Raw genomic sequence first — 24,701 nt, forward strand, 5'->3', positions numbered from 1 at the left:
CCGGCGCCACCCGCCGTGGTCTGCTGGCACTCGGCCGGCGACATCTGACCGTCACCCCAGTGGTTGCGGACCCAGCGGCCGTTCTGCCAGGTACGGGTGGTGCTGCCCTGGCCGTCCGGGGCGGTCGCCCCCGGGCTCGCGGGCACGCAGGACGCCGAGGCGGCGCGGGTGGTCGTCCGCCGGTCCTGGGCGGACGAGATCTGGGTGACGGCGACGATGCCGCCGAAGACCGCGAGCGTGCCGACAACCGCCAGCATCCGCTTGCTCCGCGCGTTACCGGATGACCGGCGCGCCCGTGTGGACCTGCGCATCGAATTGCTCTCCTTCTCGATCCGGTAGTTGACTGGTGATCCCGGCGGACCGACGAATTCGGGGTGTGAGATCACTGCGACGCTCAGTCGCGAGTCAATGGCCGACGATGCCCTTTCCGCACCGTCTCCGCGCCGTCCGGGCGCGGCGGGGAAGATCTGCGTCCATTCCCGATGAGGTACGGAGCGCCGTCGGCGAAGGTTCAACCGGAGATCGGAAAAAAATCGAAAAGTCGCCGTCCGCGCCGGCGGGGACGGTTCAGTCGGCGCAGAGGTGGTCGAAGGCGAAGCCGCCGTCGAAGGAGTCCCGCCGCGCGGCGAGCGCGCGGACCTGCCGGAGAAGCTCGTCCCGGTCCAGCAGGGACGGCGCGGCCCCGTCGAGGTCACGCAGCCGCTCCCCCAGCGCCACCACGGCCAGATCCTCGGCGAGCCGCCCCGCGTCGACGCCGCAGGCGAAGCCGCGCGCGGTCAGCCGGACCCGCTCCAGCAGACAGCGGCCGGGCCGCACCTCGGCCCAGGCCCAGCCCTCCGCCGGCCCGTCGGTCCAGCGCACGTGCAGGCCGCGCACGATCGGGTCGGCGATCCGGCCCGCCACGTACGCCTCGACCGCCTCGACCCGGGCCAGCGCGCCGAGGTCGTTCACCGGTCCACGCCGGCCGTCCGGCAGCCGGCCGATGATGTCCCGGAAGCCCACCGCGTCGCCGGCGTCCGGGTCGGTGCCGTCGGCGTAGGCCCGCGCGTCCAGCACGTACTCGGCGAACCGGCGGACCTGCTCCGCGCCGCCCAGCGCCGGCGACTCGACGCGCACCAGCGGCAGGCCGACGGCGGCGCAGACCGCGTCGGTGAGCCGTTCCTCCCGCCGGGCCGGCGACCCGTCCGGAGCGGGCGCGGTGAACCGCACCGCGAAGCGCGGCAGCCCGGTGTCGGCGGCGCAGACCACCAGGTCGAGCGACGCCCGCCCGGCGGTGCTCCACTGACTGCCGGTGACCCCCGGCGGGCGGCCCTGCACCAGGTCACCGAGCCGCCGGCCGGCGTGACCGAGGTGGCCGGCCCGGACCAGGGACGGCGCGACGCCGGGCGGGACCGGCCGCAGCCAGGAGGCGGTCACGCTGCCTGTGCTCGTCATCTCGCCCCGATCCCCCCTCGTCCGGTCGACGCCCGAGTGTAGGCGGTGCGGCGCAGTCGGTACGGCCGCCCGGTGCGCTACCGCGCCCGTCCCTCTAGGCTCTGCCCGTGCCCAGCGGACGGACCCCGGAACAGTTCACCAAACGCAGTCTCGTCGCCGTCTCCCACGCCATCGAACGCGCCGCGCTCGCCGAGGCCGAGGACGGCCCGCTCGTCGTGCTCGCGCTGTTCCAGCGGCTGCCGTACTTCGCCCGGGAGCGCGAGGTCTACCGGCGCATCGCCGGCCGCGCCGCCGTGACGGTGGTGGCGATGGTCGGCGGACCGCCGCCCGACCTGCCCGAAGGGGCGTACGGCGTGACCCTGGACGAGGCGGAGGCGCTGGCCCGGGAGTGGACGGTGGTGGCGCTGAGCCCGCGTTTCGGCGCCACACTCGTCGCGCACGACCGGGCCGAGGTGGCGCCCGCGCCGACGCTGGAGGCCGGCCGGCTGTTCGAGGGCCGCTGGGGTTTCCGCCGCGACGAGGCGCTGCACGAGGTGATCCGGCTGCGCGAACAGCTCGCCGAACGGCTGCCCGCCGCGGCACGCACCGCGCTGGACGAGGCGATCGCCCGGGTGCGGGACATCCCGGCCGGGCCGGGCGAACCGCGCGCCGAGGCGGCACTGCGGATGCTGGCCCGCCGCGGCGACCGGAACCACCAGCCGGTCGAGCCGGCCGAGACCATGCTGGACGAATCAGGCCTGGCCCGGTGGTCCGGCGCGGACGGGGTGACCGCCTCCGGCACGCTGCCGGTGGCGCTGGTCGGCCTGCGGGTGGAGGCGCCGCCCGGCTCACCGGAACGCTTCGGCCGGCGCGGCGTCGCCCGCGAGGGGCACGCCGTGCTCACCGCGATCACCGGCGTGCTGCGGCCGGTCGACCGCGCGGTGCGCGTCACCGAGAACGAGTTCCAGCTCGTCCTGCCCGGGCTCGACGAACCGGCCGCGCTGGAGGTGGTACGCCGGTTGCACGACGGGATCGGCGCGCTGGCCCGGTCGTACCCGTTCATGGCGTACATCGTGCACGCGGCGGTCGGGGTGACCACCCGGCGGCCGCTGCCCACCGCGGACCTGCGCGCCGCCGTCGACTGGGCGGTACGCAAGGGCCTGCCGGTGGCGGGCCTGCCGCCGGAGAACGCCGACGCCGTGGCCGCGCCGGCCGGCTGACCGGCCGGTCCGGTTCGAGGAGAGGGAGACGCGGTGCGGGTGGTGTCGCTGGTGCCGTCGCTGACCGAGGCGGTCGCGGCCACCCGCCCGGAGGTGCTGGTCGGCGCGACCGACTGGTGCACCCACCCGGCCGGGCTGGACGTCGCCCGGGTCGGTGGGACGAAGTACCCGGACCTGGACCGGGTGCTCGCGCTCGAGCCGGATCTGGTGCTGCTCAACGAGGAGGAGAACCGGCTGGCCGACGCCGAGGCGCTGCGCGCCGCCGGGGTGCCGGTCCGGGTCACCTTCCCGCGTACCGTCCCCGAGGCCCTCGACCAGCTCGGTGAGCTGGTCGACGCGCTCGGCGTGCCGGCCGAGCCGCGGTGGCTGCGGGAGGCCCGCCACGCCTGGGCCGCGCTGCCCGCGCCGGGACATGTCCGCAGCGCCGTGGTGCCGGTGTGGCGGCGCCCGTGGGTGGTGCTGGGGCGGGACACGTTCGCCGGGGACGTGCTGGCCCGGCTGGGTGTGCGCAACGGCTGGGCCGGGGACGCGGAACGCTATCCCCGGCCCAGCCTGGACGAGCTGCGCGCCCGGGCGCCGGAGCTGGTGGTGCTGCCCGACGAGCCGTACCGGTTCACCGCCGACGACGGGCCGGAGGCGTTCCCCGGTGTGCCGGCGGCGCTGGTGTCCGGCCGGCACCTCACCTGGTACGGCCCGTCGCTGGCCGAGGCCCCGGCGCTGCTGGCCGCCCAGCTCGCCGCCGCGGGCCCCACCTGACCGGTGAGGCCCGGGTGCCGGTGCTCAGGCGACCGGGGTGGCGTGCACCGGGTCCAGCTCCATCAGCGTGGTGTCGTCCACGTCGTACCCGATCGCGTTGTGCACCGCGACCACGCCCGCGACCTGCGCGGCGAGACGGCCCGCCAGCTCGACGGCGCTGCGCCGGTCCAGCCGCCCGTCCATGGTGACCTCGCCGCCGCGGACCTGGACCGTGACCAGGCCGTCGCGTACGGACAGCACCCGGCGCAGCACCTCGTGCACGACCTCCTCGCGGATCTCCGCGTCGGTACGCAGGTGCACGCGCAGCAGGTCACCGCGGGTGACGATGCCGGCGAGCCGGCCCAGGTCGTCCAGCACCGGGAGCCGCTTGACGGCCTCGTGGTCCATCAGCCGGGCGGTCGCCGCGAGCGACGCCCGCTCGTGGGTGGTGACCGCGGGCGCGGTCATCAGGTCCCGGGCGACGAGCGCGCCCGCCTTCTCCCGCGCGGTACGGCGGCGCCGTCCCTCGAAGACCCGCCGCTCGTCCGGGTGACCGGACCGCTCCACCTTGTGCAGCAGGTCCGCCTCGGAGATCACCCCGAGCACCCGGCGGAACGAGTCCACCACCGGCACACCGCTGATCCGCTGCCGCACCAGCACGTCGACGACCTCGCGGTACGGGGTCTCCTCCGTCACCGTGGCGACGTCCCTGGTCATCACGTCGGTAACCTGCCACGCCCTCATCACGACCTCCTCGTACCGGGTTTCCACCTGCGACGGTAGGCCGCCGGCGTACGGCCTGGTCAGGGGCGGCGGACCGGCCGCGAGGGGCCGACCGGACCGGGTACGGACGGGACCAAGGACCCGGTCACGAGGGCACCTCTCGGCCCTGCTCCCGGGCGCCGCGCGGCGGTGGAATGAATGTGCCACCGGGAAGCGCGGTGCGAGGCACAGGAAGGGACGTGGACACCATGACCGCGACAATCGAGCGGACCCCCGCCGTCAAGCGGACCCCCGCCGCCACCATCGCTCCGGCGGCGCACACCGAGACCACCCGCCAGAAGGCCACCCGGTACGTCTGGGCCGGGCTGCGGCTCGCCCTGGGCTGGATCTTCCTCTGGGCCTTCCTCGACAAGATGTTCGGCCTCGGCCACGAGACCCCGGCGAAGAACGCCTGGATCAACGGCGGCAGCCCGACCAAGGGCTTCCTGGGCAACGCGGTCGAGGGCCCGTTCGCGGACCTCTACCGGAACATCGCCGGCGCGGCCTGGGCGGACACCCTGTTCATGGTCGGCCTGCTCGGCATCGGTGTCGCGCTGATGCTCGGCATCGGCATCCGGATCGCCGCCGTGGCCGGCGGACTGCTCCTGGTCCTGATGTGGACGGCCGTGCTGCCCCCGGCGAACAACCCCTTCATGGACGACCACCTCATCTACGCGGGCCTGTTGGCCGGTCTCGCCCTGGTGGGCGCCGGCAACACCCTCGGCCTCGGCCGGATCTGGGCGAAGCTCCCCCTGGTCCAGCGTCTCCCCTGGCTGAAGTGAACCAGCCCGCTCCGGGGCGGGCGTCGCCGACAGGCGGCGCCCGCCCTCTTCTCGTGTCCCCGCCACGCCGGTGTGCGGGGACCGGCGCGTATCGGCCGGTCGCGATCCGGCAGGATCGACGGTGACCACACCGTCAGCACCGAGGAGACCCGCTCATGGACAAGCCCCAGATCGGCCCGATCGAGGGCGCGCCGCCCGCCGATCTGGTCGTCGAGGACATCACCGTCGGCGACGGCCCGGAGGCCCGCGCGGGCCAGCTGGTGAGCGTGCACTACGTGGGCGTGGCCCACTCGAACGGCCGCGAGTTCGACGCCTCGTGGAACCGGGGTGAGACGTTCGAGTTCCCGCTCGGCGGCGGCCAGGTCATCGCCGGCTGGGACCAGGGCGTCGTGGGCATGAAGGTCGGCGGCCGGCGCAAGCTCACCATCCCGCCGCACCTGGGCTACGGCGCCCGGGGCGCGGGCGGCGTCATCAAGCCGAACGAGACGCTCGTCTTCGTGGTGGACCTGCTCGGCGTGCGCTGAGCGCGACACCGTCCCGTCGAGCCGCCGGCTTCCGGGCCGGCGGCCCGGCGCATGTTCGGGCCGCCGGCCCGCCTCTGCTCGGGCCGCCGCCTGTTCAGGCCGCGCAGGCCACCAGCTCGCGGGGGCGGCCGGGCAGGTCCGGCGCGCGGTCGGGGAGGTTCTGGGCGCGGTCGGGGAGGTTCTGGGCGCGGTCGGGGAGGTTCTGGGCGCGGTCGGTGCAGCGCACCGGGAGCACCCGGTGCAGGCCGGTCACCCGCAGCACCCGGGCCACCACCGGGTCGGGGTCGGTGAGCACCAGCTCGCCACCCCGGGAGCGGACCCGCAGGTGGGTGGCGACCAGCGCGCGGACGCCGGCGGCGGAGAGCAGCCGGACACCGGCCAGGTCGACCCGCAGCACCGGCCGGGCCGGCGCCGCCCAGAGCGCGGCCCGGAACGCCGTCACGGTGGCGATGTCGATCTCGCCGACCGGTCGCAGCTCGACCACGTGGTCGTGCACGTCCATCGCCACGAAGAAGCGCTCACCGCTGTGTACCATGCGGCCAAACCTACCCGCGCCCTCCGACATTTCCGGACCTCGCGGCGGGGGTTCCGGGTAGTGTCCGGGAACCGACCCCGAGCCGTCTCAGGGTCATCCCGCAGCCGTGCCGCCACGCCGCGCGGGAAGCGGCGAAACGCCGCCGGGGACTGCCCTGCGCGACGCCGCGGGGCCACAATGAGCCGATGGTCGTCCCCCGCCCGCGCGCCCCACTGCTGATCCGGCCGGTCCGCGAGCCGGCGACGGTGCCGCCGCCGCTCACCGGCCCCTGGTCGCCCGCCGACACCCGGCTCGACCGGGCCGACCTGCTGCCGCTGCCGGCCGGCGGGCACGGCCCGGAGGACGTCGTGGTCGACGGCGACGGCCGGGTGGTCAGCGGCGACGAGGACGGCCGGCTCTGGTGGTGGCCGGCCGACTCCCCGCCCGGCACGCCGCCGACGCTGCTGGCCGAGACCGGCGGACGACCGCTGGGCATCGAGCGGGATCCGGTCGACGGCGGGTTACTGGTCTGCGACGCGTACCGGGGGCTGCTGCGCATCGACCCGGCCGGCCGGGTGCACGAGCTGACCGGCACCGCGCCGCCGGTGCACCTGGCCGACAACGCGGCGGTGGCGCGTGACGGCACCGTCTACTTCACCGACTCGTCCGACCGGTTCCCGCTCTCGCACTGGTAACGCGACCTGCTGGAGCACCGGCCCAACGGGCGGGTACTCGCGTACGACAGGCGCACCGGGCGCACCGACGTGGTCGCGGACGGGCTCTACTTCCCCAACGGGCTCGCGCTCACCCCGGACGAGTCGGCGCTGATGCTCGCCGAGACCGCCACCCACCGGCTGCTCCGCGTCGACCTGCCCAGCGGGCGGGCCACTGTGCTCACCGACCTGCCCGCGTACCCGGACAACATCTCCGGCGTCGGCGACGGCACCTACTGGGTGGCGCTGCCCAGCCCGCGGCTGCGGGCCATGGAACGGCTGCTGCCGCATCCCCGGGTCCGGCAGATCGTGGCTCTGCTGCCCGGCGCGGTGCAGCCGCAGCCGCGCCGCTACGGGCTGGTCGCGCTGGTCGACGGCGACGGCCGGGTGCTGCGCACGCTGCACGGCCCGAGCGGGGCGTACCCGATGGTCACCGGCGTGCGGCAGCACGGCCGCGACCTCTGGCTGGGCAGCCTGACCGCGGCCGGGGTGGCCCGGGTCGGCCTGGACTGAGACGACGCAGGGGCCGGCCCGCGCGGACGGCGGGCCGGCCCCGTGGCCGTTCCTCCCCAGGTTCAGCCGCCGCTGTTGCTCCGCGAGGGGGCCGGGGCCGGTGACGACCCGCCGGCCACCGCGCCCGGGTGCGGCGTGGCGCTCTGCGTGGGCTTCAGCCCCGCCGGTACGGGCAGCGCGCTGCCCTTGGCGAACTCGTCCCAGCTGACGTTCCAGGCGGTGAAGCCGTTGCCCTGATCCAGCTTCACCTCGGTGCCCTTGACCGTCACCAGGTCACCGACCTGCGTGAAGCCCATCAGCCAGTCCGCGGCGGTGGCCGAGACGTTCGTGCAGCCGTGCGAGGTGTTGGTGTAGCCCTGCTCCCCCTCCGACCACGGCGCGGAGTGGATGAACTCACCACCCCAGGTCAGCCGCTGAGCGTCGTCCACGTCGACCACGTAGCCGCCGTTCGGCTCGCCCCGGGTGTCGAAGGTGGTGTGCTCGTGCTTCTCCATGATCACCATGGTGCCGCTGGACGTCGGCGTGCTCTCCTTGCCGAGGCTGACCGGGATCTTCTTGACCGCCTTGCCGTCCTCGTAGACGGTCATCTGCTTCGTCCCGTTGTCGATGTCCAGGGTCACCTGCCGGCCGACCTTGGCGCTCGCGACCCGGTCGGAATCGCCGACCGCCTCCTTGCCGATGGGCAGCCCCTCCAGCGCGCTGCGCACGCTGATCTTCGTGCCCGGCTTCCAGCGGTCCGGCGCCCGGTACTCGGCCTGCTTGCCGTCGGCCACCCAGGACCAGGTGCCCGGCTGCGGCGGGTCGGTCTTCACGAAGAGCCGGCGCTGGACGTCCGCACGCGCCTCCTTCGGAATCGGCGGGTCGAATCCGAGCACGACCGGCATCGCCGTCCCGTACGTCTGATTCGGCCGGAAATACAATTCGCTGGTGACTGCCGGTTTGGTGGATTTGGCCATCGTCGTGAACGTCGTCTTCTGCGTGGCGGTCTTGCCGGAATCGCCGGTCGCGGTCACCTCCGCGGTGTACGTCCGGGAATTGGCGAGCGGCCGGTCCGGCACCCAGCCGGAACCGTCCTCCCGCGGCTGGGCCGGCACCGCGTTGCCCTTGTCGTCGGTCAGCTTGACGGCTGTCACCTTGCCGTTGCTCACCTTCGTGCCCACCTCCGCGCTGATCGGCACGCCCCGGGTACTGTCGGCCGGCGTCACGGAGACCGACGGCGGCGCCGCCTCGGCCCGCTTCGCCACCGACTTCGGGCCGGCGGTACACGCGCCGACCGCCAGCGGCGCGGCTGCGACGGTCATCGCGAAAAGCGTCAGTCGGCGCCTCGCAAACATATTTCGCCCCCCATTTCCGAACCCTCTCGCCCACATTCTGTAGGCCCGGGATCGCGCCGTGGCACCTTCGGCGGAATTACTCGGAAACGGTTGCGGAGAATCGTGCCGGACAGGTAATTCCCGTACCGTCTTGCGCCCTAAGCGCCCTCCGCCCGGTTCCCCACCCCCTCACCCGCCGCTCAGCTACCCCGGTCCGTCGATCATGAAGTTGACGGCGGATGGCGTCCGTTTTGTCCCCGCCAACCTCATGATCGACGGACGAGAACGAGATGCGCTGGACGCGATCGCCCACGCCACTCGCATCGCCGCCGCGATCTTGCAGTTGCGGTCCTGGAGAAAGGTGCGAATCGGGCACATCAAGGGCCGCAAGTGCAAGATCGCGGGCGGGCTGCGGAGGACGGAGCGACCCCGGCCCCTCGTGAGGAGAGGCCGGGGCCGGGGGGCGGACGGGTCAGACGTTGGCTACCAGGAGGGCCGGCTGCTCGACGCAGTCCGCCACGTGGCGCAGGAAGCCGCCGGCCACGCCGCCGTCGCAGACGCGGTGGTCGAAGGTGAGGCTGATCTGGGTCACCTTGCGGACGGCGAGCTGCCCGTCCACCACCCACGGCTTGTCCACGATCCGGCCGACGCCGAGCAGCGCCGCCTCCGGGTGGTTGATGATCGGCGTGGAGCCGTCCACGCCGAACACGCCGTAGTTGTTGAGCGTGAACGTCCCGCCGGTCAGCCGCGCCGGCGGCAGCGTGCCGGCCCGGGCCGCCGCAGTGGTCTCGGCGAGCGCGGCGGCCAGCTCCCGGGTGGTGAGCCGCTGTGCGTCGCGCAGCACCGGCACGACCAGGCCCCGGTCGGTCTGCGCGGCGATGCCCAGGTGCACGCCCGCGGACTGGATGATCCGCTGGCCCTCGGTGTCGACGTGCGCGTTGAGCTGCGGGTACCTCCGCAGGCCACTGAGGCAGATCCGGGCCAGCAGCGCCAGGATGCTCACCGGCGTGTCCGGGGTGGCCGCGTTTATCGCGGCGCGCGTCTCCAGCAGGCCGGTCGCGTCCACGTCGACCCAGATGGTCACCTCGGGGATCTCCCGCCGGCTGCGGGAGAGCTTGTCGGCGATCACCTTGCGGATACCGGTGAGCGGGATGACCGTGTCCCCGTCGCCCGCCGGGGCGAGCCCGACGTGGGCGGCCGGGGCGTCCGGCACCGCGGCCAGCCGGGCCGCCGGAGCAGCGGGGGCGGCCACGGCGGCGTCCAGGTCGGCCCGGCGGATCACGCCGCCCGGCCCGGTGCCGCGCAGCGACGCCAGGTCGATACCGTGCTCCTTGGCCAGCCGCCGCACGATCGGCGAGATGACCAGCGGCGCCGACTGCACGCCGTTCGTTGCCGGCTCAGCCGAGCGCTCCGCCGAGGCAGCCGTGCCGTTCGGAGCCGACAAGCCCGCCGGAACCGAGCCCGCCGGAACCGACGAACCGGCCGGAACCGGAGAGCCCGCCGCCGGACCGGACGCGGGGTCCGCCGCGACCGGCGTACCGGGCTCGGGGGCCAGCGCCAGCCGCGGACGGCGCCGCCGACGGCCCGTGCCACCGTGGCCGGTGCCGTAGCCGATCAGGACGTTGCCGGACCCGGCCCGCTCCTCCTCACGGTAGGTGGCGTGCGGGTCGGGGGCGTCGTCGAGCGGGGCGATGGTGATGAGTGGCTGGCCGACCGGGCGTACCTCACCGGCCGTGCCGTGCAGGGCCACGACCCGTCCGGCGTACGGGCACGGCACGTCGACGACGGCCTTGGCGGTCTCCACCTCCACCACCGTCTGGTCCACGGTGACGACGTCGCCGACGGCGACCCGCCACTCGACGATCTCCGCCTCGCTCAGCCCTTCCCCGAGGTCAGGCAGAAGGAAGTCCCGGGTTCCGATCGCCGCTGTCATGCCGCGCTGACCGGGCATGCCCTCACGGCCCTCGCTCCGCTCGGTGCGTTCGGTCATGGTGTGCTGACCGGGCATGCCCTCACGGCCCTCGCTCCGCTCGGTGCGTTCGGTCATGCCGCCACCCACCTCGTGTCGGGCTGGTCGTCCCACTGGAGCCGCGCCACGGCGTCCAGCACCCGGTCGACCGAGGGCAGGTGGGTGTGCTCCAGCATCGGCGCCGGGTACGGGATGTCCAGCCCGGACACCCGCAGCACCGGCGCGTGCAGCGCGTGGAAGCAGCGCTCCTGCACCCGGGCGGCGATCTCCGCGCCGACGCCGGCGAAGCCCTGCGCCTCCTGGATCACCACGCACCGGCCGGTACGGCGGACCGAGGCGGTGACGGTGGCGTCGTCGAACGGCACGATGCTGCGGACGTCGACGACCTCCAGGTCCCAGCCCTCCTCGCGGGCGGCCTCGGCGGCGGCCAGCGCCACCGGCACCGCCGGCCCGTACGCGATCAGCGTCGCGTCGGTGCCGGGGCGGCGCACGACGGCGCTGCCGATCGGTGCGGTACGGGCCGGCAGGTCCGCCTCGGCGCTGGTGAAGTAGAGCTTCTTGGGCTCCAGGAACACCACCGGGTCGGGGTCGTCGATGGCGGCGCGCAGCAGCGAGTACGCGTCGTCCACAGTCGCGGGCGTGACCACCTTCAGGCCGGGGGTGTGCGCGTAGTACGCCTCGGACGAGTCGCAGTGGTGCTCCACGCCGCCGATGCCACCGGCGTACGGCACCCGGATGACGATCGGCACGCTCAGCGCGCCGCGGGTGCGGTTGCGCAGTTTCGCCACGTGCGAGGCGATCTGCTCGAACGCCGGGTACGCGAACGCGTCGAACTGCATCTCCACGACCGGCCGCAGCCCGGACATGGCGAGGCCGACCGCGAACCCGACGATGCCGGCCTCGGCGAGCGGGGTGTCGAAGCAGCGCTTGTCGCCGAAGCGGGCCTGCAGCCCGTCGGTGATCCGGAAGACGCCGCCGAGCTGGCCGACGTCCTCACCGAAGACGAGCACGCGGTCGTCGTCGAGCATCGCGTCGGCGAGCGCCGCGTTGAGCGCCTTCGCCATGGTCATGGTGGCCATCAGGCGTCCCCCTCCGCGTCGGCGGCCAGCTCGGCCCGGACCATCTCGCGCTGCTCGACGAGTTGCGGCGTCGGCTCGGCGTACACGTGGTCGAACAGGCTCAGCGGGTCCACTGTCGGCTGGGAGTCCATCCGGCGGCGCAGCGTCGCGGCGTACTCCTCGGCCTCCTCGGCGACCGCCGCGACGGCGGCGTCGTCGAGGACGCCCTTGGCCCGCAGGTACGCCTCGAGCCGGGCGATCGGGTCGCGGTCGCGCCACGCCTCGACCTCGTCGGCGTCGCGGTAGCGGGTCTGGTCGTCGGCGTTCGTGTGCGGTTCCATCCGGTACGTGTGGGCCTCGACCAGGTAGGGGCCCTTGCCGGCGCGGGCGTGCGCGACGGCGCGCTCCAGCACCACCAGGACCGCCACCGGGTCGTTGCCGTCGACCTGCTCGCTGGGTACGCCGTAGCCGACACCCTTGTAGGCGAGGCTGGGCGCGGCGGTCTGCCGGGACAGCGGCACGCTGATCGCGTACTTGTTGTTCTGCACGAGGTAGACGACGGGCGCCTTGAACACGGCGGCGAAGTTGATGCCCTCGTGGAAGTCGCCCTCGCTGGTGGCGCCGTCGCCGATGAACGCCAGCGCCACGGTGTCGCGGCCCTGGTACGACTCGCCGTAGGCCAGCCCGGCGGCGTGCACGCACTGGGTGGCGAGCGGGGTGCACTGCGGCGCGGTGTGGGTGGCGGCGGGGTCGTACCCGCAGTGCCAGTCGCCGCGCAGCAGCGTGAGCACCTCGACCGGGTCGAGGCCGCGCGCGGTCAGCGCCATCGACTCGCGGTACGTGGGGAACACCCAGTCGGTGTCGCGCAGCGCGAGGACGCCGCCGATCTGGCACGCCTCCTGGCCACGCGCGGACGGGTAGACGGCGAGGCGGCCCTGCTTGGTGAGCGCGGTGGCCTGCACGTCGAAGCGGCGGCCGACGACCATCCGCCGGTACATCTCGCGCAGCGTCTCGACCGGCGGCTCCGGGTAGTCGTCGCGGGCCGGCAGCGGGGTCCCGTCGGGTTCGAGCAGCCGGACCGGTTCCCGCTGCGGCATGAAGCCGGCCGACGGGTCGGGTGCGGCCGGGGTGGTCTTCCGGCGGGTGCGCGGGGATGCCCTGCGGACCGCCTGGGGTGTGGTCGTCACGGCGGGGACCTCCTGGACGTGTGGTGGCCCTATGCTCCCGGTCGTGGATGATTGACTCAACATCCGGGATGAACGCGGGACGAATGGCACAGGAGGGCGGCTGAGGTGAGCCAGGAGACCGGCGCCACACCGGGCGCGGCGGGCGGAACGGGACGTTCGGCCGGGCCGCTGGACGAGGTGGACCGGCGGATCCTGCGCGAACTGGTCCGCGACGCCCGCACGTCCATCCGTACGCTCGCCGAACGGGTGCACGTGTCCCGCACCAACGCGTACGCCCGGGTGGAGCGGCTGCTGCGCGACGGAGTGCTGACCGGGTTCACCGCGCGGATCGCGCCGGAGCCGGCCGGGCTGGGCACGTCGGCGTACATCGCGCTCACCATCGAGCAGAACACCTGGCGGGAGGTCTCCGCCGAGCTGGCCCGGGTGCGCTACATCGAGCACGCGGCGCTGCTCAGCGGCGAGCACGACGTCCTCGCCCTGGTCCGGGCACCCGACAACGCGACGTTGCGGGACGTGGTGCTGGACCGGGTGCAGAGCATCGCCGGGGTGCTGTCCACACGTACCTGGCTGGTGTTCGAGGAGTTCGACGGCACGCAGAGCCCCTGGGACTGACCGGTCAGCGTTCCGGCGGCGACTCCAGCCCCTCGGCGTCGGCCCGCTCCAGCAGCGCTTCCAGCGAGTACCGCCGCCCGTCCAGCCCGGCGTGCGGGTCGCCACGCCCGGCGAACCGCGCGGGCATGCTGAGCACGTCGAAGTCCTCCGGCCGGGCGTCGTCCAGCTCGGACCAGTCCAGCGGCGCCGAGACCAGCGCCGCCGGGGCCGGCCGGATCGAGTACGCCGACGTCATGGTGTGGTCGCGGGCCATCTGGTTGTAGTCGACGAAGACCGGCCGGTCCCGCTGGTCGCGCCACCAGGTGGTGGTGACCAGGTCGGGCAGGCGGCGCTGCATCTCCCGGCCCAGCGCGAGCACCGCCCGCCGGCACTCGCCGAAGCTCCAGCGCGGCTCGATCGAGACGTACACGTGGATGCCGCGCCCGCCGGTGGTCTTCGGGAAGCCCTCCAGCCCCAGCTCCGTCAGGAACGCGCGCACCTCGTGCGCCACCGGCACCACCTGCGCGAAGTCGACCCCCGGCATCGGGTCGAGGTCGATGCGCAGCTGGTCGGGGTGCTCCACGTCGTCCTTCGACACCGGCCACGGGTGGAACCGCAGCGTGCCCAGGTTCGCCGCCCAGATCACCACCGCCAGTTCGCTCGGGGCGACCTCGTCGGCGGTACGCCCACTGGGGAACGTGATGTGCGCGGTGCGGACCCAGTCGGGCGCGCCCGCCGGGAGCCGCTTCTGGTAGAACGCGTCGCCCTTGTTGGTCTGCCGGGTGGCGACCTTCGCGCCCTCGAACACGCCGCGCGGCCAGCGTTCCAGCATGGTCGGCCGGTCCCGCAGCGCGCGCAGGATGCCGCCGCCGACGGACAGGAAGTAGCTGATCACGTCCAGCTTGGTCAGCCCGCGCTCCGGGAAGTAGGGCTTGTCGGGGCTGGAGACGCGGACCAGCCGCTCCCCCACCTGGATCTCCTGCGCCGCCGTGGTCGCCACCGTCACACCGTAGCGACCCGGCCCCGCCGTGGGGACCGGCTCACCGGGACTCCGCCGTCACCGACAGGCGGATCCAGGCGTCCACCCAGGCCCGTACCGCCGGTTCACCGGCGTCGGCGCCGAGCGCACCGGCCAGGCCGGCCACTGTCGCGCCGCAGCGGTCCAGGCCGACCGCGGCGAGCCCGGCCGCCGTCGCGCGCAGCCGCTCCGGGAAGCCGGCCGGCAGGTGCCGCAGGCCGGTGTGCGCCGCCTGCGCGAGCAGCGCCGACGCCGCACCCAGCGCCGCGGCGACCGGGTCGGGCCGGGCGTCTATCGCGCCGGCCAGCCGGCCGTCGCCCACCCCGGGTGCCAGATCGGGTACGACCACCGCGTCGGCGACCACCGCCAGCGGCTCGATCACGAGTCCGTCGGCACCCCGGCGCACCGTCCCGCTGACGTAGCGCGGCGGCCCGTGTGCGCCGTCCAGCGCTGCCGCGAGCGCGTCGAGTGCGCCCGGTGCGGCGGCGTGGTGGGTCGCGGTGACGGTAGCCGTGCCCCCGTCGGCCCCGGTCACCGTGGCGTGCAGGCGCTGCTCGCCGGCCGCGTACCCGATGGCACGCACCTCGCCGAGCGCGAGCACCCGCACCGACTCGGCGGCGGTGCGGGGACGCAGCAGCCGGGGTGGCCGCCCGGCCAGCTCGGCGGCGAGCGCGTCCGGGTCGCGGGCGAGCAGACCGGACGGCAGGCCGGACCACTCCCCCGCGCCGGGGGTGACAGTGGTGCGGGCCAGCCGGCCGGCGGCGATCCGGAGCCGGTGCGCGGCGCTGCGCACCGCCGACTCGGAGACCACGTTGCCGGTGGCGAGCGCGCCGAGCGTGGCGCCGGTGACGCGCCGACCGGCCAGCTCGTGCCCGGTGGGCGGGTCGTCGTCGGTGACCGGGTAGGCGCGGCGCAGCACCAGCACCGAGACGGCCGCCGGGTGGGCGAGCACCACGTCCACGCCCACCTCGCCGCCACTCTCCCGGACCCGGGCGCCCAGGCCGGTCAGCCGTACCCGCCGTAGCGGCGTCTCCGCCGGCTCGTGCGTACCGAGTACCCGCTCCACCGGGGTGGCGCCGGCGTTCACCACCGCGCGCCGCCGGGCGGGCAACTCGGCGAGCAGGTCGGCGAACGTCTCCGGCCGGTACCGGGCGCCGCGCGCGGCGTACGCCTCCATCTGCCCGGCCAGGTCCTCCACGGCGAGCAGCGGCCAGCGCAGACCGGCCGCGTCGAGGTCACGCCGGGCGGCGGCGAGCCGGCCGTCCACGCCGGAGCCCAGGTGCGCGGCCCCGGTCAGCAGCACGTCGGCGGCCAGCGCCACCGCCGCGTCCAGCGCCGGATGCTCCGTCACGGTGGCGGTTCCGCCGACGCGTACCTGCGCCTCGGGCCGGTCCGGCTGCTCCCGGTCGGCCGTCCGGCACGCCCACACCGCGAGGGCGATCGCTTCGCCGCCGTCGTCGGCCGCGTCGCCGCGCGCGTACCCGATCTGGCGCGGCACCAGGAAGCGGACCGTGCCGGTGGGCAGCTCCACGCGCGGAACCGGGTCGGCGGCGTCCGGCCGGTGGACCACTGCGGCGTAGCCGCGACGCAGCCGCCGTCGCGCGGCGGTGAGCGCGGGCGCGCCGATCGCGGCGGCCAGTTCCTCGTCGGTGACGTCGCCCGGCGACCACCGCCACGGCTCGCTCCCGGCTGAGGCGTCCTCCCCGTCCGGCGCCGCGTCCCGGCCCGGCGCGGCCTCCCAGTCCGAAGCGGCCTTGCCGTCCGACGCGGCCTTCCGGTCCGGTGCGGCGTCGTGATCCGGCGCGGCGTGCCGGTTCGACGCGGCCTCCCCGTCGGGCGCGGCCTCGCGGTCCGGGGCGTCGGCGTGCGTGCGCTGGTAGGTCAGCACGACGGCGAGCAGGTGCCGGCACACGCCGGGCGCCGGACAGGAGCAGATCCCGGCCGCGAGGCCGCCGCCCCCGGGCAGCGTCACCGTCACCCCGTCCGGGTACGCCGCGCGCACCTCGCCGTCGGCGTCCTCGGTGAGCATCGGCCGCTCACCGGCGTCGACCTCCTTCGTGGCGCGCTTCACCAGGCCCCTGTTGCTCAGCGCGGCCAGCACGTCCGGGGTGAGCGCGATCAGGTCGTCACGGGTCATCCGGTCCCCCTACCGGCCCACGTGCTCGGCCACGAACGCGGCCAGCTCGCCCGGCGTCATCGCGCCCACCGCCGCGCCCACGTCGGCCAGCCGCTGGGCGGTGGCCCGGTCGTACGCCGGGTCGGCCTCCTCGTCCAGCGCGGCCAGCGCGAGCACGTGCGTGCCCTGCTCCACGAGCTGCTTCACCGACCGGACCAGACGCCCGGCGTCCCCGCCCTCGTAGAAGTCGGACACCAACGCGACGATCGCCCGGCGCGGGTTCTCCACGAGCTGCGCGCCGTACGCGACCGCGCGAGCGATGTCGGTGCCGCCGCCGAGCTGCACCTTCATCAGCAGCTCCACCGGGTCGTCCACGTCGGAGGTCAGGTCGACCACATCGGTGTCGAAGGCGACCAGGTGGGTGCGTACGCCCGGCAGCCCCCACAGGCAGGCGGCGGTCACCGCGGCGTGGATCACCGAGCCGAGCATCGAGCCGGACTGGTCCACCAGCAGGATCACCTGCCAGCGGTCCAGGTGGCGGCGGGTACGGGAGAAGAAGTGCGGCTGCCGGACGTGCAGGCGGCGCTCGTCCGGCCGCCAGTGCGCCAGGTTCGCCCGGATGGTCCGGCGTACGTCGAAGTTGCGGGCCTGCCGGAACCGGCTGGGGCGGCGCGCCCGGGGCCCGGAGAACGACTGCCGCACGTCGGCGGCCAGCCGCTCGACCAGTTGCCGCACCACCGCCTCGACCAGCTTGCGGGCCAGCCGCAGCACCTGCGGGTCCATCAGGTGCTTGGTGCGCAGCACCGCGCGCAGCAGCGCCGGGTTCGGCTCGACCCGGGCCAGCACTGCCGGGTCGGTGACGACCTCGTGGATGCCGTACCGCTCGACCGCGTCGCGTTCCAGCCGCTGCACCGTCTCCTTGGGGAACAGCCGGGTGATCCCGTCCAGCCAGTCCACAGTGGTCAGCGCGGACGGGCCGGACCCGCCTCGCCGCACGTCGCGGCGGCCGAGTTCGGCGTCCCGGCCGTAGAGCCAGTCCAGCGCGGCGTCCCGGCCGGCCGCCTCGGCCGACAGGCCGCCCAGGCTGTCCTGCGCGGCGTCGCCGAGCACCAGCCGCCAGCGTTCCCGCATCGGGTCGGTCACGTCCGGTCCCCTTCCCACAGCCCCTCCCGGGTCAGCACCGCGTCGACCCGCTCCTCCACCGCGCGGGCGGCGGCCACCAGCAGCGGGTCGGCGTCCAGGCGCAGCAGGTCACTGGGCGGCGCGTCGCCGCCGTGCAGCGCCTGCACGTGCCGGGCCACCTCCGCCCGCTCCCGGGGCGGGAACCAGCCGAACGCCTGCCGCAGCGCGGGCAGCGCCACCAGGAAGTCGTACGCGCCCATCGCGGCGAGCAGTTCGTCCACCACTGTGAGCAGCGCCGCGTCGCCGCTGACCACCTCCTCCCGGGCCAGCGCGAACAGCCCGGACAGCCAGTCGCCGAGCGTGTCCGGCGCGGCCACGGCCCGGACCGCGCGGGCCGCGTCCGGCACGTCCCCCAGCGACCAGGCCAGGCCCAGCGCCGCGCCGCGCAGGTCCGGCGGGGCCGCCGGGTCGGCCGCCACCCGCCCGGCCACTGCGAGCGCGCCGTCCCGGTCGAGCCCGAGCGCCGGGCCGGCGTGGCGGACCGCGTCCCGGACCGCGACGAGCGCGGTGAGCCGGCCCGGGTCGGCCGGTGCGGCCGTGGCACGCACGCCCTCGACGAGCCAGAGCGCGCGGCGTACGGCGGCGGTGATCAGCGCGCCGAGCGGGGCGGTCCCGGCGCTGCCCAGCAGCCGGTCGTGCCGCCACAGCGCCAGTGCGACTGCGAGCGCCCGGCCCAGCGCCCGCAGGTCGGTGACCGAGCCGGTGGCGCGGGCGATCGCGGTGAGCGTCCGGGTGGAGTGCTCGGGCAGCCCGGCCAGCGCGGTGTCGAACAGCGTCGTGGCGAGCGCGTCGACGTCCGCGCCGAGCAGCGTCACCCGCTCCTCGATCCGGGCGGTGACGGCGTCCAGGACGGTCGGCCCGTACCCGCCCGCCTCGATCACCCGGGCGAGCCGGTCTGCCGACGGCGCGGGTGACCAGCGTTCGGTGAGCAGCGCGTCCGCGCCCACCCGGGGGCCGCGTTCGCGGACGTGACCGGGTACGTCGAGCAGCCGCAGCCGGTGCAGCAGGCGGCTGCGGGTCAGGTCGCCGGCGACTGTCAGGTCCAGTTCGACCGCCTCGTGCGGATCGATCCGATGCCGTGCCAGCTCGGCGTCGACGTCGTGTACGAGCGGCGGCAGCGGCGTGTCCGGGTGCAGGCGGCCCACCCGGTCGCCGCTGAGCGCGGCCACCATCTCCACCACCACCGGGTGGGCGCCGGGTGCCAGCGTGCCCCGGGTCGCCCACGGCAGCGGCTGGTCGAGCGCGTCGGTGACCAGCGCGGACACCAGGCCGTCGAGCACGTCGACGCGGCCCGGGTGGGCGTGGCCGCGCAGCCGGGCCAGGCCGCCGGCCATGCTCCGGGCGGCGATCAGGTCGGCGGTGGAGACGTGCTGCCGCCGGGTGCGCAGCCGGGCCGCCACCGCCTCGGTGAGCGCCTCGGCGGCCCGGCGCGGCCCGTCCTCCCAGACCCGCTGGTAGTACGCCGGTGACGGCATCCCGGACTGGTAGCCGACGAACGCGTCCAGGCGCCGGAACGAGTACGGCACGAGGTAGCTGCCCGCCACCGCGTCCGGTGCGGGAGCGGGGACCTCCGGCCAGTCGTCGTCCGCTCCGTCGTCGCCGGCGGTCAGCCGGACCAGGGCGGGACGGTGGAAGCCGCCGGTCACCACCAGCACCGGCCGGCCGGCGGCCCGGCGCCGGGCGGCGCGTACCCAGCGGGCCATGTACGCCTCCCGGGCCGTGTCGTCCTCCCCGGCCGCCGACTCGCCCCGCAGCACGTCGAAGTACGTGTCGAGGCGCTCGGCCAGCCCGTCGTCCGGGCCGATCTCGAACAGGTGGTCCCAGAGCGCGTCCACGTTGTCCACGGCGAGCGTGGCGCAGAGCCGGCGGACCGCCTCGGCGTACCGCTGGTCGGCGTCGGCGTACCGGTTGGCGCGGCCGGACAGCGCGGGATGCCACGCGGGCAGGTCGATGAAGCGCAGCTGCGCGCCCACCTGGCGCCCGGCGGTCAGCGCCACCCACTCCGGCGAGTACGCGCAGAACGGGCTCCAGGAGGCGTGCCGCCGGGTCCCGTCGCGGTGCGCGGTGAACACGGCGATCGGCAGCTCGTGGTCTCCCAGCAGCTCGTCCATCCGCCCGTTCAGGTCCGCCGGGCCCTCCACCAGCACGTACGCCGGACGCAGCCGGGCCACCGTGGCGGCGACCAGCCGGGCGCAGGCCGGGCTGTGGTGCCGGACGCCGAGGAAGGTGACGCCGCCGGGCGCCTCGACGGTGCTCACCCGGGCAGCAGGTGCCGGGCGTCGTGCACCGCCCGCCACTGCGCGCCGGAACGGCGGGACACCTGCTGTTCCAGGTAGCGCCGCAGCCGTGCCAGGTCCTCCGCGTCGTCCTTCGCGGCGGTGCCGGCCAGGCAGGCGACCAGGTCGGCGGCGTCGCCGGGTTCCCCGCGCAGGAACCAGCCGCGCAGCCCGACCGCGTGCGCCACCGACACCGCCTCGGCAGTGCTCATCACCGCCGACAACCGCTCCATCGCGTCGCCGCGTTCGGTGATCCCGGTCCGCAGCTCCCGGAACGTGGTGACCAGCACCTCCAGCAGGTCGCGCCGGGGCGGCGCGGCCACGCCGGAGCGGCGCAGCAACTCGCCCGCCTCGGCCTCGACCAGTTCCAGCTCGGTGCCGAGGTCGGGGATCGGGAAGACGGTCTCGAAGTTGAACCGCCGCTTCAGCGCGGCGCTCATCTCGTTGACGCCCCGGTCCCTGGTGTTCGCGGTGGCGATCACGTTGAAGCCCTCGCGGGCGAACACCATGGCGTCGGCGCCCGGCAGCTCCGAAATGGCGAGCACGCGGTCCGACAGCGGGGACAGCAGGCAGTCCTGCACCTCCAGCGGACAGCGGGTGATCTCCTCGAAGCGGACCACCCGCCCCTCGGCCATGCCGCGCAGCAGCGGCGCCGGCACCAGGGCGCGCGGCGACGGGCCGTCGGCGACGAGCAGCGCGTAGTTCCACGAGTAGCGGATCTGGTCCTCGGTGGTGGCCGCGCCGCCCTGGATGGTGAGCGTGGAGTCGCCGCTGACCGCGGCGGCGAGCAGCTCCGACAGCAGCGACTTGGCGGTGCCGGGCTCGCCGACGAGCATCAGGCCGCGGCTGGTCGCCAGCGCCACCAGCGCCCGGTCGATCAGCGACGGGTCGCCGACGAACTTGCGCCGGATCCCGGCGGCCTGGTCGCCGAGGATGAACCGGCGCGCGGCGCGCAGGCTCAGCCGCCAGCCGGGCGGACGCGGGTCGCTGTCGTTCGCGGCCAGCGCGGCCAGCTCGTCTGCGTACCGCACCTCGGCCGGAGGCCGCTGCGCTCGCTCGACGGCCGGAGGCCGCCGGGCCCGCTCGGCGGTCGGGTCGAGCGCGGTCACCGGGTCACCTCCGCCAGGTCGCGCAGCACCTCGGAGACGGTGACGTCGTCCAGGTCGCGCAGGCGGACCTTGCCGCCGCGCGGGAACCAGTCGCCGTACGGCACGTCGTTCACCCAGATCGCCTCGATCTTCTGGTCGGGGAACATGTCCACCACGCCGACAGCGATGCCGGGGTCGAGGTCGAGCACCACGGCCCGGCCCCCGGGGACCTCGCGGTCCAACCAGCTCTGGATGCCGGCGTCCTGCGGGGTGCCGCGCCGCCAGCCCCGCCGTTCCAGGCTCAGCAGCCGCCCGGCCGGGACCGTCACGCCCATGTGCCGCTGCAGCAGCGTCTCCCCGCGCTCGGCCTCGTCCAGCCGGTGCACCTCGCGGCCGAGCTGCGGGAAGGGCTGCAGGATCTCGTAGTCGGCGAAGACCTCCGCCCAGGCCGGCACCACCGTGCCGAGGTGCAGCGGGTGCGCGATGGTGACAGTGGCGTCGTCCAGCAGGACGTACGTCTCGTCGTCGACGTCGGCGAGCGTGCGGTCCTCGGCCACCCGGAACGCGGCGCCCACCCGGCCGGTGTCGTCCACTGTGGCCCAGACCAGCCGGCGCACGACGTGCCACAGCAGTGGGTGGGACAGGAAGTAGCGGCGGAAGTCCGCGGCGGGCCACTGCCGCCCGGTCACCATGGCCGCCTCGAACCGGCGGATCTGGTCGGCGGCGAGCGTACGCACGTCCTTCTTCAGGCCGGCGAAACGCTTGTACGCGGCGGGCGCCAGCGTGGCGTCGTCCCGGGCGCCGGGCTTGGGCAGGTCCTTGCGGCGGGCGCCCGTGCCGTCCACCACGTACGGCTTGAGCTGCTCGTCGAAGCCGACTGTGAACCGGCGCGGCCCGTAGTCGAGGACCAGGCTGCCGTCGGCGTCCAGCCCGAGGTCGGGCACCAGCCGGTCGCCGAGCTGCTCGGGCGTCAGGCCCAGCCCGTCGGCGACCTCGGTGACCTTGCGTGCCGCCTGTTCCCGCAGGCCCCGGAACTTCACCTTCTGCGAGATGCCGTACAGGTGCATCAGCGCCACGTCGGTGCCGATCTGCGCCAGCACCTCCAGGCCGGTCACCGCCCGCGCGTGCTGGCTCTCGCCCGGCCAGGCCCGGACCAGCGGCGCGAGCCGCCGGGCGGTCGAGTCGTCGCCGAGCAGCCCCAGCGCGGTGAACGCCCAGCCGTCCTTCGACGGCGCGCCGGCGGCCTGCCAACTCTCGAACAGCGCCCAGGCGAACTCCGCCAGGGAGTCGGTGTCACACGCCGCGCGGACGACCTCCACGCCCGGGTACGGCTCGCCGGGCGAGGAGATGGCAAGCATCGTGCAGAGGTGGCGTACCGCGTCGGCGGGCAGCGCCGCCGAACGGTCCCGCAGCAGCACCTGCGGCAGAACCGCCGGGTCCAGCCAGGCCGGCAGGCTCGGCATCCGGGCCGGAAGCTGGGCCAGCGGGTCCGCGTCGAGCATCACCGTCGCGGCGGCGAGCGCCGCCTCGCCGTGCTCCCCGGCCACGCCGAGGAGCACCGCACGGTGCTCCGCGGCGACCAGGCGCAGCGCGCGCTCGGCGGCGCGGCGGCGCGGGCCGGGAGTGCCCAGGGCCGCCGGCAGCAGCGCCCGCACGGCGTAATCCGGGTGCCGCCGCAGCCAGGCCCGGGCGATCGGGCGGACCGTCTTGAGCCGGTCGAGCCAGTCGGCCATCAGGTCGGCGACCTCACCGTCGGCGTACGGCAGCAGCACCTCGCCGACGCTCTTCGGCGCGGTGCGAGCCAGGTGCAGCGCGGTGGGTAGCGCGTCCAGCTCGTACCGGCCGGCGAGGCGCAGCATCCAGCGGTCGGCGCCCCAGGACTCGTCGGGCCGCCAGGACGGCAGCAGCGGCCGGGCGAGCTCCTCGGTGGCCCGCACGAAGAAGTGGATCGCCGCGTACGATCCGGCCCGCCCGGCGGCGACCTCGGTGGCGAGCGCGCCCAGGTCGTTCCCGTGCCAGTGACCGGCCCAGCCGGGCACGATCGCGGCCCATCGTTCCCGCTCCCCCGGCAGCCAGGCCACGGTGGACCCGGCGGGCCGCTCCAGCCCGTCCACCACAGGCGGGGTGGCTCGTGGGCGCCGGACCGACCAGGGCGGCGTCACCAGCACCGGCGGCAGCCGGTCCGGCCCGGCGACCGGCAGCGCGGACGCGTCGTCGCGGATCCGCTCGACCCGCTCCCGCTGCGCCGGGTTCAGCGCCGGCAGCGCCGCCTCGACGGCGGCCGGGTTGGCCAGCACGTGCGCGCGCAGCAACGTGGCGGCCTCCCGCGCGGCCGGGCTGCGCCCCTCGGCGGCGGCGGACAGCAGGCGCACGCCGCGCACCGGGAAGCGGCGCAGCATCTCGGTCACCGCGGGCGGGACGTACCTGCGGTCCAGCCGGTCCAGCAGCGCCGTCATCGGCTCGTCGCCGGGCAGGGCCGCCAGCAGCGACACCAGACGCTGCCGCCCGTCCGCGCCGGTGTGTTCGTGGTCGAACCACCCGGCCAGCACCGGCGCGACGGGTGGCCCGACCGCGGTGGTGGCGGTGACGATCGGCGCCTGGTCGTACATCAGCCGGTAGACCTGCAGGTGCCCGGCGAGGGCGTGGATGGCGTCCACGTCGTCGACCGCGGCGAGCAGCAACTCGGCGAGGAACGGGCCCCCGTCGCGCGCCACGTCGGCGACGTCCTGGGCCACCCACTCCCGCTCGGTCGGCAGCAGGAACGAGGTGACCGCCCGCGTCGCCAGCGGCCCGGACCGGTACGGGACCAGCGCGGTGCGGGCGGCGGCGTAGTCGGCGTCACCGGCCGCCGCGAGGTGCGCCCGGACCCGGCGCAGCACGGACTGGCGCAGACGCCAGTGGCCGTAGTTGTGTGACTTCTCCGCCTCGGTGCGGTTCAGCAGAAGCGGGGACGCCGACCCGGTGGCCGCCACGGTGATCTGCCCGGTCGCGGCGACCGCCGCGCCGACCGGGCCGAGATCGGCGACCAGCAGGTCGGCGAGGGCCACCCCCTGCTGGTCGCGCCCGTGATAGCCGAGCGCCACCGCCACCGCCGCCACCAGCGCGGCACCGCCCAGCGGGCCGGGCTCGCCGTCCAGGTAGCCGCGCAGCGCCGGGCCCAGCTCGGGATCGTCGGTGGCCCGCGCGGTGGCGGCGACCTGGGCGGCCACCGAGTCCAGCACCTTCCGCCCGGCGGCCCGGCCCTTCGCGGCGCTCGGCAGGGCCGGGCCCGGTGCGCCACCCCGGCGCGGGACCAGCATCCGTCGCCAGCCGGCCGGAACCTCGAACGCCTCCTCGTCCGGCAGCTCGCCGGCGGGCGGCGCCGCCGGTAGCGCCCCGGCCGGGGCGCTACCGGCCGGATCGGCGCCGGCCGCTTCCGGGTCGTGGCTCGGCGCGGCCGGCCCGGCGGCGGGCGCTGCGGTGTGCCCGGCGGACGGCGCGACTGTCGTCTCGGCGTACCCCTTGCGCAGTTTCTCCGCGATCAGCCGGTCGGCGTGCGCGGCGGCCTCGGCCGGCGAACCCAGTTCCTTGACCTGGGTGCGGCCCTGCGCGCCGATCGATCCATAGCGGACCGTCACCGTCGCGTCGCTCTGCCCGACCTCCCAGAACTTGGCCGAACCGCCACCCACGAACTCGAATCTGCGCACACCGTCTCCTTGATCGCCCGCAGTGTGCGGGGACCATAACC

At 75.4% G+C, this 24,701-nt stretch carries 20 protein-coding genes and 1 pseudogene; 7 read left to right on the top strand and 14 right to left on the bottom strand.

What is annotated here, in order from left to right; genetic code table 11:
• Positions 1-257, bottom strand: a pseudogene (locus OC439_RS00840) (hypothetical protein); the annotation flags it as partial.
• A gap of 310 nt (positions 258-567) precedes the next feature.
• The gene (locus OC439_RS00845; RefSeq protein ID WP_262011700.1) at positions 568-1,434 is read right to left on the bottom strand and encodes a DUF2726 domain-containing protein; all 867 of its coding nucleotides are present in this window, start codon (positions 1,432-1,434) and stop codon (positions 568-570) included.
• A gap of 107 nt (positions 1,435-1,541) precedes the next feature.
• Here OC439_RS00845 and OC439_RS00850 point away from each other — a divergent pair, with 107 nt between their 5' ends.
• Both OC439_RS00850 and OC439_RS00855 read left to right on the top strand, forming a co-directional pair.
• On the top strand, positions 1,542-2,633 hold the full coding sequence (locus tag OC439_RS00850) for a DICT sensory domain-containing protein (protein ID WP_262011701.1): 1,092 nt from the start codon (positions 1,542-1,544) through the stop codon (positions 2,631-2,633).
• Positions 2,634-2,666: 33 nt separating this feature from the next.
• Positions 2,667-3,389 carry a helical backbone metal receptor gene (locus tag OC439_RS00855; RefSeq protein ID WP_262011702.1) on the top strand — a complete coding sequence of 241 codons (723 nt, stop codon included), beginning with the start codon at positions 2,667-2,669 and terminating at the stop codon, positions 3,387-3,389.
• A gap of 24 nt (positions 3,390-3,413) precedes the next feature.
• Here the strand turns inward: OC439_RS00855 and OC439_RS00860 are convergent, their stop codons facing one another.
• Positions 3,414-4,112, bottom strand: a complete 699-nt coding sequence (locus tag OC439_RS00860) for a CBS domain-containing protein (protein ID WP_262011703.1) — start codon at positions 4,110-4,112, stop codon at positions 3,414-3,416.
• A 218-nt stretch (positions 4,113-4,330) separates the two neighbouring features.
• On the opposite strand from OC439_RS00860, the gene OC439_RS00865 reads away from it, so the two are divergent.
• Positions 4,331-4,912 (top strand): hypothetical protein, encoded by a 582-nt coding sequence (locus tag OC439_RS00865; protein ID WP_402806684.1) that lies wholly within the window; start codon positions 4,331-4,333, stop codon positions 4,910-4,912.
• 155 nt (positions 4,913-5,067) lie between these two features.
• Positions 5,068-5,436, top strand: coding sequence for an FKBP-type peptidyl-prolyl cis-trans isomerase (locus tag OC439_RS00870; protein WP_013286592.1), 369 nt, complete (start codon positions 5,068-5,070; stop codon positions 5,434-5,436).
• Positions 5,437-5,530: 94 nt separating this feature from the next.
• Here the strand turns inward: OC439_RS00870 and OC439_RS00875 are convergent, their stop codons facing one another.
• A complete protein-coding gene (locus OC439_RS00875; RefSeq protein ID WP_262011705.1) occupies positions 5,531-5,971 on the bottom strand; it encodes an STAS domain-containing protein in 441 nt (146 codons plus the stop codon).
• 185 nt (positions 5,972-6,156) lie between these two features.
• On the opposite strand from OC439_RS00875, the gene OC439_RS00880 reads away from it, so the two are divergent.
• Together OC439_RS00880 and OC439_RS00885 are read left to right on the top strand one after the other, a co-directional pair.
• Positions 6,157-6,645 (top strand): SMP-30/gluconolactonase/LRE family protein, encoded by a 489-nt coding sequence (locus OC439_RS00880; RefSeq protein ID WP_262011706.1) that lies wholly within the window; start codon positions 6,157-6,159, stop codon positions 6,643-6,645.
• Between the two features lie 9 nt (positions 6,646-6,654).
• The gene (locus OC439_RS00885) at positions 6,655-7,176 is read left to right on the top strand and encodes an SMP-30/gluconolactonase/LRE family protein (protein WP_262011994.1); all 522 of its coding nucleotides are present in this window, start codon (positions 6,655-6,657) and stop codon (positions 7,174-7,176) included.
• A gap of 62 nt (positions 7,177-7,238) precedes the next feature.
• On the opposite strand, the gene OC439_RS00890 is transcribed toward OC439_RS00885, so the two are convergent.
• The 4 genes from OC439_RS00890 to pdhA form a co-directional block, all read right to left on the bottom strand.
• Positions 7,239-8,510, bottom strand: a complete 1,272-nt coding sequence (locus tag OC439_RS00890; RefSeq protein WP_262011707.1) for an Ig-like domain-containing protein — start codon at positions 8,508-8,510, stop codon at positions 7,239-7,241.
• Positions 8,511-8,961: 451 nt separating this feature from the next.
• The gene (locus OC439_RS00895) at positions 8,962-10,422 is read right to left on the bottom strand and encodes a dihydrolipoamide acetyltransferase family protein (protein ID WP_262011995.1); all 1,461 of its coding nucleotides are present in this window, start codon (positions 10,420-10,422) and stop codon (positions 8,962-8,964) included.
• 110 nt (positions 10,423-10,532) lie between these two features.
• On the bottom strand, positions 10,533-11,537 hold the full coding sequence (locus OC439_RS00900; RefSeq protein WP_262011708.1) for an alpha-ketoacid dehydrogenase subunit beta: 1,005 nt from the start codon (positions 11,535-11,537) through the stop codon (positions 10,533-10,535).
• Positions 11,537-12,736 carry a pyruvate dehydrogenase (acetyl-transferring) E1 component subunit alpha gene (pdhA, locus tag OC439_RS00905; RefSeq protein WP_262011996.1) on the bottom strand — a complete coding sequence of 400 codons (1,200 nt, stop codon included), beginning with the start codon at positions 12,734-12,736 and terminating at the stop codon, positions 11,537-11,539. The genes OC439_RS00900 and pdhA overlap by 1 nt, the downstream gene beginning before the upstream one ends.
• 72 nt (positions 12,737-12,808) lie before the next feature.
• On the opposite strand from pdhA, the gene OC439_RS00910 reads away from it, so the two are divergent.
• A complete protein-coding gene (locus OC439_RS00910) occupies positions 12,809-13,315 on the top strand; it encodes an Lrp/AsnC family transcriptional regulator (protein ID WP_262011709.1) in 507 nt (168 codons plus the stop codon).
• A gap of 4 nt (positions 13,316-13,319) precedes the next feature.
• Here OC439_RS00910 and OC439_RS00915 read toward each other — a convergent pair whose 3' ends face one another.
• The 6 genes from OC439_RS00915 to OC439_RS00940 are packed head-to-tail and all read right to left on the bottom strand — an operon-like array spanning position 13,320 to position 24,660.
• Positions 13,320-14,300, bottom strand: coding sequence for a DNA polymerase domain-containing protein (locus OC439_RS00915; protein WP_262011710.1), 981 nt, complete (start codon positions 14,298-14,300; stop codon positions 13,320-13,322).
• Positions 14,301-14,334: 34 nt separating this feature from the next.
• Positions 14,335-16,449, bottom strand: a complete 2,115-nt coding sequence (locus OC439_RS00920) for a hypothetical protein (RefSeq protein WP_262011711.1) — start codon at positions 16,447-16,449, stop codon at positions 14,335-14,337.
• A 9-nt stretch (positions 16,450-16,458) separates the two neighbouring features.
• On the bottom strand, positions 16,459-17,571 hold the full coding sequence (locus tag OC439_RS00925; protein WP_135240398.1) for a VWA domain-containing protein: 1,113 nt from the start codon (positions 17,569-17,571) through the stop codon (positions 16,459-16,461).
• Positions 17,568-19,868 carry a DUF5682 family protein gene (locus OC439_RS00930; RefSeq protein WP_262011712.1) on the bottom strand — a complete coding sequence of 767 codons (2,301 nt, stop codon included), beginning with the start codon at positions 19,866-19,868 and terminating at the stop codon, positions 17,568-17,570. The genes OC439_RS00925 and OC439_RS00930 overlap by 4 nt, the downstream gene beginning before the upstream one ends.
• Positions 19,865-20,995 carry an ATP-binding protein gene (locus tag OC439_RS00935; protein ID WP_262011713.1) on the bottom strand — a complete coding sequence of 377 codons (1,131 nt, stop codon included), beginning with the start codon at positions 20,993-20,995 and terminating at the stop codon, positions 19,865-19,867. The genes OC439_RS00930 and OC439_RS00935 overlap by 4 nt, the downstream gene beginning before the upstream one ends.
• Positions 20,992-24,660, bottom strand: coding sequence for a DUF4132 domain-containing protein (locus tag OC439_RS00940; RefSeq protein ID WP_262011714.1), 3,669 nt, complete (start codon positions 24,658-24,660; stop codon positions 20,992-20,994). The genes OC439_RS00935 and OC439_RS00940 overlap by 4 nt, the downstream gene beginning before the upstream one ends.
• Positions 24,661-24,701: the final 41 nt, after the last annotated feature.

Source organism: Micromonospora sp. Mcm103 (assembly GCF_024519755.1).
Classification (GTDB): Bacteria; Actinomycetota; Actinomycetes; order Mycobacteriales; family Micromonosporaceae; genus Micromonospora; species Micromonospora aurantiaca.

Excerpts from the sequence above, each read along its gene's own strand:
- OC439_RS00845 (WP_262011700.1), bottom strand. The coding sequence starts at position 1,434 with ATGACGAGCACAGGCAGCGTGACCGCCTCCTGGCTGCGGCCGGTCCCG.
- OC439_RS00860 (WP_262011703.1), bottom strand. The coding sequence starts at position 4,112 with ATGAGGGCGTGGCAGGTTACCGACGTGATGACCAGGGACGTCGCCACG.
- OC439_RS00870 (WP_013286592.1), top strand. The coding sequence starts at position 5,068 with ATGGACAAGCCCCAGATCGGCCCGATCGAGGGCGCGCCGCCCGCCGAT.
- OC439_RS00875 (WP_262011705.1), bottom strand. The coding sequence starts at position 5,971 with ATGGTACACAGCGGTGAGCGCTTCTTCGTGGCGATGGACGTGCACGAC.
- OC439_RS00880 (WP_262011706.1), top strand. The coding sequence starts at position 6,157 with ATGGTCGTCCCCCGCCCGCGCGCCCCACTGCTGATCCGGCCGGTCCGC.
- OC439_RS00890 (WP_262011707.1), bottom strand. The coding sequence starts at position 8,510 with ATGTTTGCGAGGCGCCGACTGACGCTTTTCGCGATGACCGTCGCAGCC.
- OC439_RS00895 (WP_262011995.1), bottom strand. The coding sequence starts at position 10,422 with ATGACAGCGGCGATCGGAACCCGGGACTTCCTTCTGCCTGACCTCGGG.
- OC439_RS00900 (WP_262011708.1), bottom strand. The coding sequence starts at position 11,537 with ATGGCCACCATGACCATGGCGAAGGCGCTCAACGCGGCGCTCGCCGAC.
- OC439_RS00920 (WP_262011711.1), bottom strand. The coding sequence starts at position 16,449 with ATGACCCGTGACGACCTGATCGCGCTCACCCCGGACGTGCTGGCCGCG.